This window comes from Pseudomonas sp. SWI44, assembly GCF_002947915.1.
In the GTDB taxonomy this organism is placed as follows: Bacteria; Pseudomonadota; Gammaproteobacteria; order Pseudomonadales; family Pseudomonadaceae; genus Aquipseudomonas; species Aquipseudomonas taiwanensis.
Genome location: NZ_CP026674.1, coordinates 3,758,818 through 3,772,477, shown reverse-complemented (window position 1 = coordinate 3,772,477; position 13,660 = coordinate 3,758,818). Strand labels below are relative to the sequence as shown.

Sequence of the window (13,660 nt, the reverse complement as noted above, 5' to 3'; positions counted from 1 at the left end):
CCCGCCCATGCCAGCACCTGGCCTGCTACGTCGGCTGACCGGCCTGCTTGGCCTGCTGGCTACCCTGGCCACTGGGCCGGCGCTGGCCAAGGAACGCGTGCTGTGGCTGGTGCGAGACCTGCCGCCGTTCACCATTTTCGAAGGGACAGAGAAAGGCCAGGGTGTCATCGACCAACTGCTGCCGCTGTTGATCTCGCAGATGCCGGAGTATGAACATGACATCGTGCGGGTTAACCGAGCCCGCGGGATTCAGATGCTCCAGGACCCGCGCAGCCTCACGTGCGACCCGACACTACTGTGGACGCCAGAGCGGGAAAAGTTCGTGCATTTCTCCATTCCATCCCTGGGCGTGCTGAGCGGTGGGCTGCTGGTCCGCAAGCAAGACCGCGACGTGGTCGAACCATTTTTGGATGACCAGCAGGTGGATCTCAAGCGCTTGCTCACCGACACACGGCTTAAACTAGGCATTGTCGCCGAGCGCAGCTACAGCGCCCAGATCGACGCGATACTGCGTCAGTTGCCCGACGAAGCCTTCAGCCGCCATTACGGCAACGACGCTACCGCCAGTCTTCTGCAGATGCAGCAGAAAGGGCGATTGAAGCTGATGCTGGGGTATCGGCACGAGGTCAACTACCTGACAGGGCAACAAGGGGGCTCGGCGGATGACTACCTCTTCTACCCTATCTTGGGTGTGAACCGCTTCCAGTTCCTTCACGTAGGCTGCTCGGACACACCGATGGGGCGCCAAGTGGTCGAGCATATCGACCAGTTGCTACCGGCGCTTCGTCAGGACGCGCTGCCGCTCTATTACTCGCACTGGCTCGATCCCGAGCAACGTGAGAGTTATCTGGAACAGAGCCGCCACTTTTTCCACACCCCATGAAAAAGAAACCCCGGAGCGCTGGGGAAGACGCCCGGGGTCAATCGAAAGCCCTCATGGGCTTCCCGTGACAGCCCCGCCATCACCGGAGCGAAGTTCTGGCTGGCTGCCCTACTGTGTCTGATACCCCCTTCATGCAAAGGTTCCCTGGCTTGCAGGCCGTTGCTGCAGTGCCGCTATCACAGAGGGCTGCAAGCGACCCTCTGCGATCTGCAGGTCGCGGTGCAGGCCATCCACCAAGTCGATCAACAAGCGTTGTTCCTGCAACTGGCGCACACTGACGGTGCGCCTGAGCGTCAGGCTACCAAGACTGTCGTACACGCTCAGCAAGCGATTACCGCTGGCCTGCGCTTCACCGAGTTGGGTTTTATAAGGGGAAAGTGCGTCATTGAGCAGCTTGCAGATTCTTTCCATCCGGATCACTCGCTGGGTGGTGGGACATGAAGGAACTGACCTGCGAATACGGTGCAAAGTTCGCCATGAAGCATTCGCTTCAATGAGCATGCGTAGATGAGATGACAGTTTGAATACGCTGCAAGGCCTGTTGCCAGCGCGGCATTGGCAGCGGCCAAGGCAGCTCGGCCAACACCCAAAGACCGCGCCGCCGGGCTTCGTTGGCGAGGTTCAGGCAGCCCTCGTTCGCCTGGCCGACGAACAGCAAAGCGCGCAAGCAGCGCTTGTTTGCGATCTGCTCCAGCAGGGCCATGCCGCTTTCAGGCGCAATGGCATGGTCGAGGACCAGCACATCGGCGACCTGCTCGCATGCCAGGCACGCATACAGGTCATCGAGCGTTGGAATGACGCGCACATTGAAAACGCCCACGGCATTACAGGCCTGATGCAGGAGGATCTGGTGAGAGGGGCGTGGCTGGTGGAGCAAGACGTGGGGCTGATGCATGAACCGCTCCTGATGGGAGGACCGGTCACTCTAGGCGGGACACCAAACGCCTTATATAGGAGATATCTGAAAGGGGTTTCGGAAAATTCGTCAGCGATAAGTGCGCGCCGCAACCTATCGCCAGCAAGCAGGCGCCTGCAGTACGTCGCAGGCGCCTGTTTGTCAGGTTGCCGGGATTACAGCGGCTTGCCGCGGTTGCCGTGCTGGCTGACGAAGGCCTGGACCGCCTTGAGGTCGTTGGCCAGTACCGTGCAACGTTCCTCACGGCTGAACAGGTCGCTCAGGTGAGCCGGCAGTTCCAGCGCCTTGCCAACGCCCGCCTTTTCCACCGCTTCCGGGAACTTGACCGGGTGCGCGGTACCCAGCACCACCATCGGGGTGTCGAGGCTGCGACGGCACTCACGGGCGGCCTTGACGCCAATGGCGGTGTGCGGATCGAGCACCTCACCCGTAGTGGCGAACACCTCGGCGATGGTCTGGCAGGTCTGCTCGTCGTTCACTGCCAGCGAATCGAACAGCTTGCGCGCTTCGGTCCAGCGGTCTTGCTCGACGCTGAAACCACCCCCTTGCTTGAAGTTCGCCATCAACTCGGCGATCGCTGCTCCGTTGCGACCGTGCAGGTCGAAAAGCAGGCGCTCGAAGTTGGAAGAAACCATGATGTCCATCGACGGCGACAGGGTCGCGTGCAGGGTTTCCTTGACGTACTGGTTGCCGCTCATGAAGCGGTGCAGGATGTCGTTACGGTTGGTGGCCACCACCAGCTGGCTGATCGGCAAGCCCATGTTGCGGGCCAGGTAGCCTGCGAAGATATCGCCGAAGTTGCCGGTCGGTACCGAGAATGCCACCGAGCGAGCCGGGCCACCCAGCTGCAGTGCTGCGTGGAAGTAGTAGACGATCTGGGCCATGATGCGCGCCCAGTTGATCGAGTTGACCGCGACCAGACGAGTGCCTTTGAGGAACGACTGGTCGGCGAAGCTGGCCTTGACCATCTCCTGGCAGTCGTCGAAGTTGCCTTCGATGGCGATGTTGTGGATGTTGTCGCCGAAGATGGTGGTCATCTGACGACGCTGGACTTCCGAAACACGCTGGTGCGGGTGCAGGATGAAGATGTCGACGTTGTCGCAGCGACGGCAGCCTTCGATAGCGGCGGAGCCGGTGTCACCACTGGTGGCGCCGATGATCACCACACGCTCGCCGCGCTTGGCCAGTACGTGGTCCAGCAGACGACCGAGCAATTGCAGGGCGAAATCCTTGAACGCCAGGGTCGGGCCGTGGAACAGCTCCATCACCCACTCATTGGTGTTGAGCTGACGCAGCGGCGCTACCGCGGCGTGGGCGAACTCGCCGTAGGTTTCCTCGAGGATCTTCTTGAAATCGGCATCGGCGATGCTGCCGTCGACGAACGGACGCATCACGCGGAATGCCAATTCGTGGTACGGCAGGCCAGCCCAGGAGGCGATTTCTTCCTGGGTGAAGCGCGGCAGGTTTTCCGGTACGTACAGGCCGCCATCGCTGGCAAGGCCCGCCAGCAGGACGTCTTCGAAGTTCAGGGCCGGTGCCTGGCCGCGGGTGCTGATATAGCGCATGGGTACAAACCTTCGGTGCTGGGGCCCGGGCCGCGCTGGCGGCCCGACGGCGGTATTTGTTAGTTGAGCTGTTCGACGCGGATGCGCACGACCTTGCCGACCACGTCCTGCAAGGCCTCCAGGGCGACGATGGCGTCGTTGATGCGCTGCTCGACCACACCGTGGGTCAGCAGAATCATCGGTACCAGGCCGTCCTGCTCCTCGGCTTCCTTCTGCATGATCGACTCGATGTTGATGCCGCGTTCGGAAAGAATGCTGGCAACCTGGGCCAGTACGCCCGGGTGGTCCTTGGCCTGGATACGCAGGTAGTAGGCGCTTTCACAGGCTTCGATCGGCAGGATCGGGTGAGCCGACAGCGAGTCTGGCTGGAAGGCCAGGTGCGGCACGCGGTTCTCCGGGTCGGAAGTCATCGCGCGGACCACGTCGACCAGGTCGGCCACCACCGACGATGCGGTCGGTTCCATGCCGGCGCCAGCGCCGTAGTACAGGGTCGACCCTGCAGCGTCGCCGTTGACCATCACGGCGTTCATCACACCGTTGACGTTGGCGATCAGCCGGTCTGCCGGAATCAGCGTCGGGTGCACGCGCAGTTCGATGCCCGCTGGCGTGCTGCGAGCAACGCCCAGGTGCTTGATGCGATAACCAAGGGCCTCTGCGTAGTTCACATCGGCGGTGGTCAGCTGGGTGATGCCCTCGGTATAGGCCTTGTCGAACTGCAGCGGGATACCGAAGGCAATGGACGCCAGAATGGTCAGTTTGTGCGCAGCATCGATGCCTTCGACGTCGAAGGTCGGGTCGGCTTCGGCATAGCCCAGCGCCTGGGCTTCGGCCAGCACGTCGGGGAAGGCACGGCCCTTCTCGCGCATTTCGGTGAGGATGAAGTTGCCGGTGCCGTTGATGATGCCGGCCAGCCAATTGATACGGTTGGCCGAGAGGCCTTCGCGAATGGCCTTGATCACCGGGATGCCGCCGGCCACCGCCGCTTCGAAGGCAACGATGACGCCTTTCTCGCGGGCCTTGGCGAAGATTTCGTTGCCATGCACGGCAATCAGCGCCTTGTTGGCGGTGACCACGTGCTTGCCATTCTCGATGGCCTTGAGCACCAGGTCGCGGGCAACGGTGTAGCCACCGATCAGCTCGATGACGATGTCGATCTCCGGGTTGCTCGCAACGTCGAACACATCAGCGGTAATGGGGGTACCGGTAATCTGGCAGTTCGGGTTCTGCGAGCGCATGGCGATCTGTGCCACTTCAATACCGCGCCCGGCACGGCGGGCAATCTCCTCGGCGTTGCGCTGAAGTACATTGAAGGTTCCGCCACCGACGGTCCCCAACCCACAGATGCCTACTTTGACCGGTTTCACTGTGAACTCCCCATTGAACGGCCGGCACCTGCGCCGACCGTGAAACATGCCGTCACCCCATGACGACGGCGTACTGAATGAATTACTTGGCGGCCTGCTGCTGGCCAGCCAGGGCCAGCTTGGCCACTTGCGGCGCGGGCTGGTAGCCCGGAATCACCTGGCCGTTTTCCAGGACGATCGCCGGTGTGCCATTGACACCGATCGACTGCCCCAGCTGGAACTGCTTGCTGACCGGGTTGGTGCACTTGGCGGCCTTGATTTCCTTGCCATCGATCATCTTGTCCAGGGCCGCGCGGCGATCACTGGAGCACCACACCGCCTGCAACTGTTCATCGCCCGGCGAGCCGAGGCCCTGACGCGGGAAGGCGACATAGCGCACTTCGATACCGCGACGGTTCAGCTCAGGCACTTCGGCGTGAAGCTTGTGGCAATACGGGCAGGTGGTGTCGGTGAACACGGTGATGTGCGACTTGGTTTCGCCCTTGGCAGGATAAACCACCATCTCGGCGGCTGGAATGCCGTTGATGAGCTTGGCGATACCAAGGCGTTCGGCCTTTTCGGTCAGGTTGACCGGCTTGCCATCCTGGATCTGGAACAGGTAGCCCTGCATGACGAACTGGCCGTCGGCACTGGCATACAGCACGCGACCACCCTGCAGTTTGACCTCGTACAGGCCACTGACCGGGCTGCTGGCCACGCTTTCCACTGGAACTTCCAGCTCGAGGTTCTGCAACGACTTGCGAATAGCCTGCTCCGCGCCGCTATTGGCATCGGTGGCCGCGGCGACGGCAAAGGTACTGGCCAGCGCCAGGGCGGCGGCGGCGAACATCTGGGTCAAGCGCATGGGAACTCCTGAAGGCGAACCGGGGCCGGGGGACGTTGTACGCGCAAAAACGCGGCAACCAAGCGGCCCTTGGTGCTAAACCGCTCAAGCCTACCACATCAGACGGGTGCTGAATGGGTCTACGGGTACCGGTCGGCGGAACATGAAAATGATTCATCCACGGGGGTGATGCTGGGCGTGCAGTTGCTGCAGGCGCGCCTTGGCTACATGGGTGTAGATCTGCGTGGTCGACAGGTCACTGTGGCCCAGCAGCATCTGCACGACACGTAAGTCGGCGCCATGGTTCAGCAGATGCGTGGCGAAGGCGTGGCGCAAAGTGTGGGGCGAAAGAGGTTTGTCGATGCCGGCAACCCGGGCATGGTGCTTGATGCGGTGCCAGAACGTCTGCCGGGTCATCTGCTCGCCGCGCAAGCTGGGAAACAGCACGTCGCTGGGGCGGCCATTGAGCAGTTCGCTGCGGCCTTGACGCAGGTAACGCTCCAGCCAGACCACCGCCTCCTCGCCCATGGGCACCAGACGCTCCTTGCTGCCTTTGCCCATTACCCGCAGAACACCCTGGCGCAGATTGACCTGATCGAGCGTCAGGCTGACCAGTTCGGTTACCCGCAAGCCACAGGCATACAGCACTTCGAGCATGGCCCGGTCGCGCTCACCGATGGCTTCGCCAAGGTCCGGCGCAAGGAGCAGTGCCTCGACGTCGGCCTCGGACAACGATTTGGGCAACGGACGACCTAACTGGGGCATCTCTACCAGCAGGGTCGGGTCGACCCCCACCCGCCTTTCTCGCAGCAGATAACGAAAGAAGCCACGCAGCCCAGACAAAAATCGCGCGGTGGAACGCGGCTTGTAGCCTTGGTCGAACCGCCATGCCAAATGATCGAGGATCAGGTCGCGGCCGGCGTCGGGCAGACTTACGCCACGCTCCTGCAGCCAGCCGTTGAACAAGGCCAGGTCACTGCGATAGGAAACGCGGGTGTTGTCGGACAGGCCTTTTTCAAGCCACAGAGCGTCGAGGAATTGGTCGATCAGTGGGTGGTCTAGAGCGGGCATGAAAACTCGGTGGCGAAGAACGAAATGACGCTTAGTCTTTCATAACAACGCAGGCATAGGGAGCCCGCATGAGCGAACAGCAAATCCTTCTGAGCTTCGGTGGCATCGGAGCGGCCGCCCTCGCCTGCCAATGGCTGGCCTGGCGCCTGAAATTGCCGGCCATCCTCTTTCTTCTGTTGTGCGGCATTCTCGCAGGCCCGGTGTTGGGCTGGCTCGACCCGCAGGCATTGTTCGGATCGTTGCTGATGCCGCTGGTCTCGCTGGCGGTGGCCCTGATTCTGTTCGAGGGCAGCCTGACCCTGCACCTGTCACAGTGGCGAGAGATCGGCAGCGTGGTGCACCGGTTGGTGACGCTCGGCGCGCTGACCACATGGGCAGTGATCGCTGTCGCGACCCATTGGCTGCTGGGTTTCGACTGGCCTCTGGCGATTCTGTTCGGGGCCCTGACCCTGGTCACCGGCCCCACGGTCATCGTGCCCATGCTCAGGGTCGTACGGCCTAACACCACCATCGCCAACATCCTGCGCTGGGAAGGTATCGTCATCGACCCGATTGGTGCACTGCTGGCAGTGGTGGTGTACAGCTTCATCATTGCCAGCGCAGAGGGTAACGGTCTGAGCCAGAGCCTGGTGACCTTCGCCGGGGTGATCTTCTGCGGTTGTGCACTCGGCGCCGCCGGAGGCTGGCTGTTGGGCCAGATCATGCGCGCCCAGTGGCTGCCGGAATACCTGCATAACCTGGCATCGCTGGCGGCCGTGCTGGGCATCTTCATTGCCGCCAACCAGATCGTTCACGAGTCGGGGCTGCTGGCAGTGACGGTGATGGGCATGTGGCTGGCCAACATGCCGGGCGTGGATGTCCGGCAGATCCTGCACTTCAAGGAAAACCTCAGCGTACTGCTGATTTCCGGACTGTTCATTCTGCTGGCTGCGCGCCTGGACCTGCATGCGCTACTGGCCCTCGGCCCTGCCGTATGGGCCCTGCTGCTGGTCATACAATTGCTGGCACGCCCGTTGAACGTGCTCGTCTCCACCCTGGGCTCACCACTGAACTGGCGCGAACGCGCACTCCTGGCCTGGATTGCCCCGCGAGGCATCGTCGCCGCAGCGGTTTCGGCGATTTTTGCCATCCGCCTGCACGAAGCCGGGCACCAGGATGCCTTGCTGCTGGTACCGCTGACATTCGCCGTGATCATCGGCACGGTGGTGCTGCAAAGCGCCACAGCCAGGCCCCTGGCGCGCCTGCTCAAGGTTGCCGAGCCGGCACCGAGCGGCTTCCTCATCGTCGGCGCCAACGAGCCGGCGCGCGCCATCGGCAAAGCCCTGCAACAGTTGGGTTGCCGGGTACTGCTGACCGATTCGAGTTGGGAGAACATCCGTGCTGCACGCATGGACGGGCTGCCCACCTATTTCGGCAACCCGGCCTCGCAACATGCCGACGCGCACCTGGACCTGGTCGGTCTCGGCCATCTCCTTGGCCTGTCGCCGGCTGGCGAGATCAACACCCTGGCCTGTGCGCGCTTTCGCCATGATTTCGGCCATAGCCGCCTGTTCGTGCTCGCCAGCGGACTGGAAAAACAGCGAAGCGACAAACATCGGGCCGCCGAGGAGCATCGCGGGCATTTACTGGGTGCGAGCCCAATGACCTACCTGCAACTGGCCAACCGCCTGCATCAGGGCGCAGAGCTCTACAGCACCCACCTTACCCAAGGATTCGACTGGGAAGACTATCAGGCGCTGCATGGGGAGCGTGCGCACCTGCTGTTCGCCCGTGACGACCATGGTTGGGTCCATGTGGCCAGCCCGGACAACTCGCTCGCGCCGCAACCAGGGTGGACCTTGGTGGCGTTGATCGAGCCTGCTCCGGCCCAATGAACTCAGGCCTCTGGCAACACTGGCACCGGACGTTTGTCCTCATCGATGGCGACGAAGCTGAACACGCCATGGATTGCGCGCTCACGGCCATCGAGGTACATGTTCTCGACGAATACATCGACCTGCACCTGCAGGCTGGTATTGCCGACCTTGATCACCGTCCCGACCAGCTCGACGATCGAGCCAGCTGGAATCGGGTGCTTGAAATCGATCCGATCAGTGGAAACGGTCACCAACGGCAAGCGACAGAAACGCGTGGCGGCAATGAACGACACTTCGTCCATCCAGGCCAGCGCAGTGCCGCCGAACAGGGTGTTGTGGTGGTTGGTGGTATTGGGGAAAACGGCTTTGGTCACGCGGGTCACCGACAGTTCGGTGCGGCGCAGGATTTCCTGGTCTCGGGTCGTCATGGCTGATACATCGCAAGGGTTTCAAAACGCAAAAAAGCAGCCCGAAGGCTGCTTTTTTGTTCTCGCTGGGTGGCCTTGGCCACCCGGAAAACTGCACTCAGGACAGTTTTTCTTTGATGCGAGCGGCTTTGCCGGACAGGTCGCGCAGGTAGTACAGCTTGGCTTTACGCACGTCACCACGACGTTTCACGGCCAGGCTGTCGATCTGTGGGCTGTAGGTCTGGAAGGTACGCTCTACGCCAACGCCGCTGGAGATCTTGCGCACGGTGAAGGCGCTGTTCAGACCGCGGTTACGCTTGGCGATAACGACGCCTTCGAACGCCTGCAGACGGGAACGCTCACCTTCCTTCACTTTAACCTGGACGACAATGGTGTCGCCTGGTGCGAAGGTTGGGATTTCCTTGTTCATCTGCTCGGCTTCGAGCTGCTGAATGATCTTGTTGGTCATGCTGTGCTCCTAAGATGGATAACTCGATCCACCATCGATACGTTAACTATCGTCCCGCTCGCGGAGATATTCCTCGAGCAGCTTCTTCTCTTCTCCAGAAAGCGAGCGACTTTCCAGAAGATCGGCGCGTCGTTCGAAGGTCCTACCAAGGGACTGCTTCATCCGCCAACGCCGGATATGTGCATGGTTGCCACTTAGCAACACGTCGGGAACACGCTGATCCGCATACACCTCAGGTCGGGTGTAGTGCGGGCAATCGAGCAGACCGTCGGTGAAGGAGTCTTCCTCCGCCGAGTCCACATGCCCTAAAGCTCCGGGCAGCAGTCGTGTAACCGCATCGATCAGTACCATGGCCGGCAGCTCGCCACCGGAAAGCACATAGTCACCAATCGACCACTCCTCATCGACATGAGCCTCGATAAAACGCTCGTCGATGCCTTCATAACGACCGGCGATCAGGATCAACGATTCCTGTTCGGCCAGGCCTTTGACCGCTTGCTGAGTCAGCTTGCGGCCTTGCGGCGAAAGGTAGATCACCTTTGCCGATGCTCCGGTCGCTTGCCTGGCGCTAACCAAGGCGTCTTCCAGAGGCTTGATTTTCATCACCATGCCCGGACCACCGCCAAACGGCCGATCATCCACCGTGTGGTGACGATCTGTGGTGTAGTCCCGCGGGTTCCAGCAAGTCACCTGAAGCAACCCCTGTTTCACCGCGCGGCTGGTAATGCCGTACTCCGTGATGGCCGAAAACATCTCGGGGAACAACGTGATGACGTCTACGCGAAGGTTACCCATCGATTAGAAGTCCGCGTCCCACTCGACCCGCATCACGCCTGCTTCGAGGTCGACGTTGAGCACGCATTGCGCCGTATAGGGCAACAAACGCTCGCGATCATCCAGGCTGCCTGCGCAGGGCTTGACCACCATTACATCGTTCGCACCGGTCTCCAACAGGTGATCGACCTTGCCGAACAGCTGTTCGTCCTGGTTGATGACCTTCAGACCCACCAACTGGTACCAGTAGTACTCGTCAGCAGCCAGGTTGGGCAAAAGGCTCCGCGGAATGCAGATTTCGTAACCGCTCAGAAGACGGGCTTCATCGCGATCATCGAGGCCTTTCAGTTTCACGACCAGGCCCTTTTGGGAGCCACGACCGTTGACCAGTTCGACCTGCTTTACAGTGCCTTCGTGCCGAAGCGTCCAGCGCCGATAATCCAACAGGTTTTCAATCGGATCGGTAAAGGAGTACACCTTCACCTCGCCGCGAACGCCGTGAACCGAAAAAATCTTGCCAACGACGATGAGGTCGTCAGCCTTTTCTGGCGTCGCGTTCATATTACTTAGGCAGCGGCCTTGGCAGCGTCCTTCAGCAGCTGAGCAACACGCTCAGACGGCTGCGCGCCCTGGCTCAGCCAGTAGTTGACGCGTTCCTGGTTGACCGACAGCTTGACTTCAGCGCCCGAAGCGATCGGGTTGAAGAAGCCAACGCGCTCAACGAAACGGCCGTCACGGGCGTTACGCGAGTTGGTCACGGTCAGGTGGTAGAAAGGGCGCTTCTTGGAGCCGCCACGGGCAAGACGGATGGTTACCATGTGAACATCGTTCCTATAGTCGGTGCTGCAAATCTGAATGCCAAATGGGCACACGGGTGCCCAAAAGGCCGCATATTCTCGGGGAATACACGGACATTTGCAAATGCCTTTTTCGGCAAGGCCTCACCTCACCGTCCAGATCTGCCGGTTGAGCCGCGAATTTCACGGCCATTATCCCGCCGCAGCGGGGTTCTGGACGCCTGCCTTGTCAAAGGCGAGCGTCCGAATAGGTTTTACAGTTTCGGCATGCCGCCGCCTGGCAGCATTCCACCAAGGCCGCGCATCATCTTGGCCATGCCGCCCTTGGCGGAGAATTTCTTCATCATCTTCTGCATTTGCTTGTGCTGCTTGATCAGCCGGCCGACATCCTGCACCTGAGTGCCGGAACCCAGCGCGATACGGCGCTTGCGCGAGCCGCTGATCAGCTCCGGATCACGGCGCTCGGCCGGCGTCATGGAGTTGATGATCGCTTCCATCTGCTTGAACTGCTTCTCGGCCGCGCCCTGGGCGTTGCCCATCTGCGCCATGTTGACACCACCGATGCTCGGCAGCTTGTCCATGAGGCCGCCCAGGCCGCCCATGTTCTTCATCTGCTGCAGCTGGTCGCGGAAGTCTTCAAGGTCGAAGCCTTTGCCCTTCTTGAGCTTCTTGGCCAGCTTGTCGGCCTTGGCCTTGTCGATGTTCTGCTCGGCCTGCTCGATCAGGCTGAGCACATCGCCCATGCCGAGGATGCGCGAAGCGACGCGGTCTGGGTGGAATGGCTCGAGGGCCTCGGTCTTCTCGCCCATGCCGATGAACTTGATCGGCTTGCCGGTGATGGCACGGACCGACAGTGCGGCACCGCCACGGGCATCACCGTCGACCTTGGTCAGCACCACGCCGGTCAGCGGCAGGGCTTCGCCAAAGGCCTTGGCGGTATTGGCCGCGTCCTGACCGGTCATGGCATCGACCACGAACAGGGTCTCGATCGGCTTGACCGCAGCGTGCAGCGCCTTGATCTCGTCCATCATGTCGGCGTCGATGTGCAGACGGCCGGCGGTGTCGACGATGACTACGTCGATGAACTTGAGCTTGGCCTCGCGGATCGCCGCTTCGGCGATGGCGACCGGCTTCTGGCTGATGTCGGACGGGAAGAAGGTCACGCCGATGTCGTTGGCCAGGGTCTCCAGCTGCTTGATCGCCGCCGGGCGGTAAACGTCGGCCGAGACCACCATCACGCTCTTTTTCTTGCGTTCCTTGAGGAAGCGCGCCAGCTTGCCGGCGGTGGTGGTCTTACCCGCACCCTGCAGACCGGCCATCAGCACCACGGCAGGTGGCGCGGCATTGAGCGCGAGGTCTTCGTTGGCCGCGCCCATCAGGCTTTCCAGCTCGGCCTGGACGATCTTGACGAACGCCTGGCCTGGGGTCAGGCTGCGCGACACCTCGGTGCCGACCGCACGCTCCTTGACGCTGTTGACGAAATCCTTGACCACCGGCAGGGCAACGTCGGCCTCGAGAAGGGCCATGCGCACTTCGCGCAACGTGTCCTTGATGTTGTCTTCGGTCAGCTTGGCCTTGCCGGTAACATGGCGCAGCGTCTGTGACAGGCGGTCGGTCAGGTTTTCGAACATGGTGATCCTTTCAGGCCCAGTAAAAGCCGAGGTTTGTCAGGCGTCCTGGGGGGGAAACGCACACACCCCGGACACAGCAAGGCGGCGATTATAGCGAAGTGCGGCGGCGGCGCACACCTTGGCGCTGACCCTCTGGATATTCGGTGCTGCAGCCGATCCTTTCGCGGGCAAACCTGCACCCACAGGACAGATGTGCCAGCGAAACGGCCGACCGGGTCGGCCCAGTCTTCCTTGCGCAACGCGTTCTATGCCAAACTCCGTCTCTTTAAGGCTCGCCAACCAGGACTTATGTTCTCCTCACCCAGCCTCATCCCCAACCTGATCGCCGCCGGCCTTTATATAGCAGCGACCATTTATCAGAGCTTGCACCTGGCGCAGGGCCGCAAAGCCGACAAGCGGCTGCTCGGTTTGCTCGGTGCTCTCGCCGTGGCTGCCCAGGGCGGCGCCCTCTACTTCCAACTGATCACACCGTTGGGCTTGAGCCTCGACTTCTTCAGCGCCGCCAGCCTGATCGCCGTGGCCGTGATTGCCCTGACCCTGCTGGCGTGCCTGCGCATTCCGGTAGAGAACCTGCTGGTGTTGCTGTTCCCGCTAGGCGCAGTCACCGCATTGCTGGCCCAGTTCGCCCCTCCCGGCACCGTGCCGTTGATCGACGAGGAACCGGGCATCCTGGCGCATATCCTGCTGTCGATCCTGGCCTACGGCCTGTTCACCATCGCGGTGTTCCAGTCCTTGCTGCTCCTGCTGCAGGACCGCCAGCTCAAGCACAAGCATCCGTCCGGGCTGATCCGCAACTTCCCGCCACTGCAAACCATGGAAAGCCTGCTGTTCGGCTTCCTCTGGGCAGGCTGGGGGCTGCTGTCGCTGTCGCTGATCTCGGGCTGGCTGTTCCTCGAGAACCTGTTTGCCCAACACCTGGTGCACAAGACCTTGCTGGCCTGCGTCGCCTGGGTGGTGTTCAGCGTGCTGCTGTGGGGCCGTACCCGCCTGGGCTGGCGTGGCCACAAGGCGATCCGCTGGACCCTGGCCGGTTTCTGCCTGCTGATGCTGGCCTACTTCGGCAGCAAGCTGGTTCGCGAATTCATCCTGCACATCTGACGACTG

The 13,660-nt window shown here is 61.6% G+C and carries 15 protein-coding genes; 3 read left to right on the top strand and 12 right to left on the bottom strand.

From position 1 onward, the window contains the following. Positions 1–7 precede the first annotated feature (7 nt). Complete coding sequence (locus C4Q26_RS17740) at positions 8–883, top strand: TIGR02285 family protein (RefSeq protein WP_104883365.1); 876 nt, start codon at positions 8–10, stop codon at positions 881–883. Positions 884–1,012: 129 nt separating this feature from the next. Here C4Q26_RS17740 and C4Q26_RS17735 read toward each other — a convergent pair whose 3' ends face one another. From C4Q26_RS17735 to xerD, 6 genes are all read right to left on the bottom strand, one after another. Continuing rightward, positions 1,013–1,294 carry a DUF3509 domain-containing protein gene (locus C4Q26_RS17735; protein WP_104883364.1) on the bottom strand — a complete coding sequence of 94 codons (282 nt, stop codon included), beginning with the start codon at positions 1,292–1,294 and terminating at the stop codon, positions 1,013–1,015. A 79-nt stretch (positions 1,295–1,373) separates the two neighbouring features. After that, on the bottom strand, positions 1,374–1,778 hold the full coding sequence (locus C4Q26_RS17730; protein ID WP_104883363.1) for a histidine kinase: 405 nt from the start codon (positions 1,776–1,778) through the stop codon (positions 1,374–1,376). 176 nt (positions 1,779–1,954) lie between these two features. Beyond that, complete coding sequence (thrC, locus tag C4Q26_RS17725; protein ID WP_023382033.1) at positions 1,955–3,364, bottom strand: threonine synthase; 1,410 nt, start codon at positions 3,362–3,364, stop codon at positions 1,955–1,957. Between the two features lie 59 nt (positions 3,365–3,423). Next, positions 3,424–4,728, bottom strand: a complete 1,305-nt coding sequence (locus tag C4Q26_RS17720) for a homoserine dehydrogenase (protein ID WP_023382034.1) — start codon at positions 4,726–4,728, stop codon at positions 3,424–3,426. Between the two features lie 82 nt (positions 4,729–4,810). Further along, complete coding sequence (locus C4Q26_RS17715) at positions 4,811–5,572, bottom strand: thioredoxin fold domain-containing protein (protein WP_023382035.1); 762 nt, start codon at positions 5,570–5,572, stop codon at positions 4,811–4,813. 153 nt (positions 5,573–5,725) lie between these two features. After that, a complete protein-coding gene (gene xerD, locus C4Q26_RS17710; RefSeq protein WP_023382036.1) occupies positions 5,726–6,622 on the bottom strand; it encodes a site-specific tyrosine recombinase XerD in 897 nt (298 codons plus the stop codon). A 68-nt stretch (positions 6,623–6,690) separates the two neighbouring features. Here xerD and C4Q26_RS17705 point away from each other — a divergent pair, with 68 nt between their 5' ends. Next, on the top strand, positions 6,691–8,496 hold the full coding sequence (locus C4Q26_RS17705; RefSeq protein ID WP_104883362.1) for a sodium:proton antiporter: 1,806 nt from the start codon (positions 6,691–6,693) through the stop codon (positions 8,494–8,496). Between the two features lie 2 nt (positions 8,497–8,498). On the opposite strand, the gene C4Q26_RS17700 is transcribed toward C4Q26_RS17705, so the two are convergent. The 6 genes from C4Q26_RS17700 to ffh all read right to left on the bottom strand — a co-directional run bounded on the left by C4Q26_RS17700 (position 8,499) and on the right by ffh (position 12,556). Further along, positions 8,499–8,906 carry an acyl-CoA thioesterase gene (locus C4Q26_RS17700; RefSeq protein WP_023382038.1) on the bottom strand — a complete coding sequence of 136 codons (408 nt, stop codon included), beginning with the start codon at positions 8,904–8,906 and terminating at the stop codon, positions 8,499–8,501. A 97-nt stretch (positions 8,907–9,003) separates the two neighbouring features. Further along, positions 9,004–9,354, bottom strand: a complete 351-nt coding sequence (gene rplS / locus C4Q26_RS17695) for a 50S ribosomal protein L19 (RefSeq protein ID WP_023382039.1) — start codon at positions 9,352–9,354, stop codon at positions 9,004–9,006. Between the two features lie 42 nt (positions 9,355–9,396). After that, positions 9,397–10,149 carry a tRNA (guanosine(37)-N1)-methyltransferase TrmD gene (gene trmD, locus C4Q26_RS17690; RefSeq protein ID WP_008094486.1) on the bottom strand — a complete coding sequence of 251 codons (753 nt, stop codon included), beginning with the start codon at positions 10,147–10,149 and terminating at the stop codon, positions 9,397–9,399. Between the two features lie 3 nt (positions 10,150–10,152). Then, positions 10,153–10,689: a ribosome maturation factor RimM gene (rimM, locus tag C4Q26_RS17685; protein WP_023382040.1), complete on the bottom strand. Its 537-nt coding sequence runs from the start codon at positions 10,687–10,689 to the stop codon at positions 10,153–10,155. Between the two features lie 5 nt (positions 10,690–10,694). Next, complete coding sequence (gene rpsP, locus C4Q26_RS17680; RefSeq protein WP_023382041.1) at positions 10,695–10,946, bottom strand: 30S ribosomal protein S16; 252 nt, start codon at positions 10,944–10,946, stop codon at positions 10,695–10,697. 233 nt (positions 10,947–11,179) lie between these two features. Further along, positions 11,180–12,556 (bottom strand): signal recognition particle protein, encoded by a 1,377-nt coding sequence (gene ffh / locus C4Q26_RS17675; protein WP_023382042.1) that lies wholly within the window; start codon positions 12,554–12,556, stop codon positions 11,180–11,182. 288 nt (positions 12,557–12,844) lie between these two features. On the opposite strand from ffh, the gene C4Q26_RS17670 reads away from it, so the two are divergent. Next, entirely contained in the window at positions 12,845–13,654 is an 810-nt protein-coding gene (locus tag C4Q26_RS17670; protein WP_023382043.1) for an inner membrane protein YpjD, read from the top strand. Positions 13,655–13,660: the final 6 nt, after the last annotated feature.

Coding starts and splice junctions, on each gene's coding strand:
- C4Q26_RS17740 (WP_104883365.1), top strand. CDS start 8: ATGCCAGCACCTGGCCTGCTACGTCGGCTGACCGGCCTGCTTGGCCTG.
- C4Q26_RS17735 (WP_104883364.1), bottom strand. CDS start 1,294: ATGGAAAGAATCTGCAAGCTGCTCAATGACGCACTTTCCCCTTATAAA.
- C4Q26_RS17730 (WP_104883363.1), bottom strand. CDS start 1,778: ATGCATCAGCCCCACGTCTTGCTCCACCAGCCACGCCCCTCTCACCAG.
- thrC (WP_023382033.1), bottom strand. CDS start 3,364: ATGCGCTATATCAGCACCCGCGGCCAGGCACCGGCCCTGAACTTCGAA.
- C4Q26_RS17715 (WP_023382035.1), bottom strand. CDS start 5,572: ATGCGCTTGACCCAGATGTTCGCCGCCGCCGCCCTGGCGCTGGCCAGT.
- xerD (WP_023382036.1), bottom strand. CDS start 6,622: ATGCCCGCTCTAGACCACCCACTGATCGACCAATTCCTCGACGCTCTG.
- C4Q26_RS17705 (WP_104883362.1), top strand. CDS start 6,691: ATGAGCGAACAGCAAATCCTTCTGAGCTTCGGTGGCATCGGAGCGGCC.
- C4Q26_RS17700 (WP_023382038.1), bottom strand. CDS start 8,906: ATGACGACCCGAGACCAGGAAATCCTGCGCCGCACCGAACTGTCGGTG.
- rplS (WP_023382039.1), bottom strand. CDS start 9,354: ATGACCAACAAGATCATTCAGCAGCTCGAAGCCGAGCAGATGAACAAG.
- trmD (WP_008094486.1), bottom strand. CDS start 10,149: ATGGGTAACCTTCGCGTAGACGTCATCACGTTGTTCCCCGAGATGTTT.
- rimM (WP_023382040.1), bottom strand. CDS start 10,689: ATGAACGCGACGCCAGAAAAGGCTGACGACCTCATCGTCGTTGGCAAG.
- rpsP (WP_023382041.1), bottom strand. CDS start 10,946: ATGGTAACCATCCGTCTTGCCCGTGGCGGCTCCAAGAAGCGCCCTTTC.
- ffh (WP_023382042.1), bottom strand. CDS start 12,556: ATGTTCGAAAACCTGACCGACCGCCTGTCACAGACGCTGCGCCATGTT.
- C4Q26_RS17670 (WP_023382043.1), top strand. CDS start 12,845: ATGTTCTCCTCACCCAGCCTCATCCCCAACCTGATCGCCGCCGGCCTT.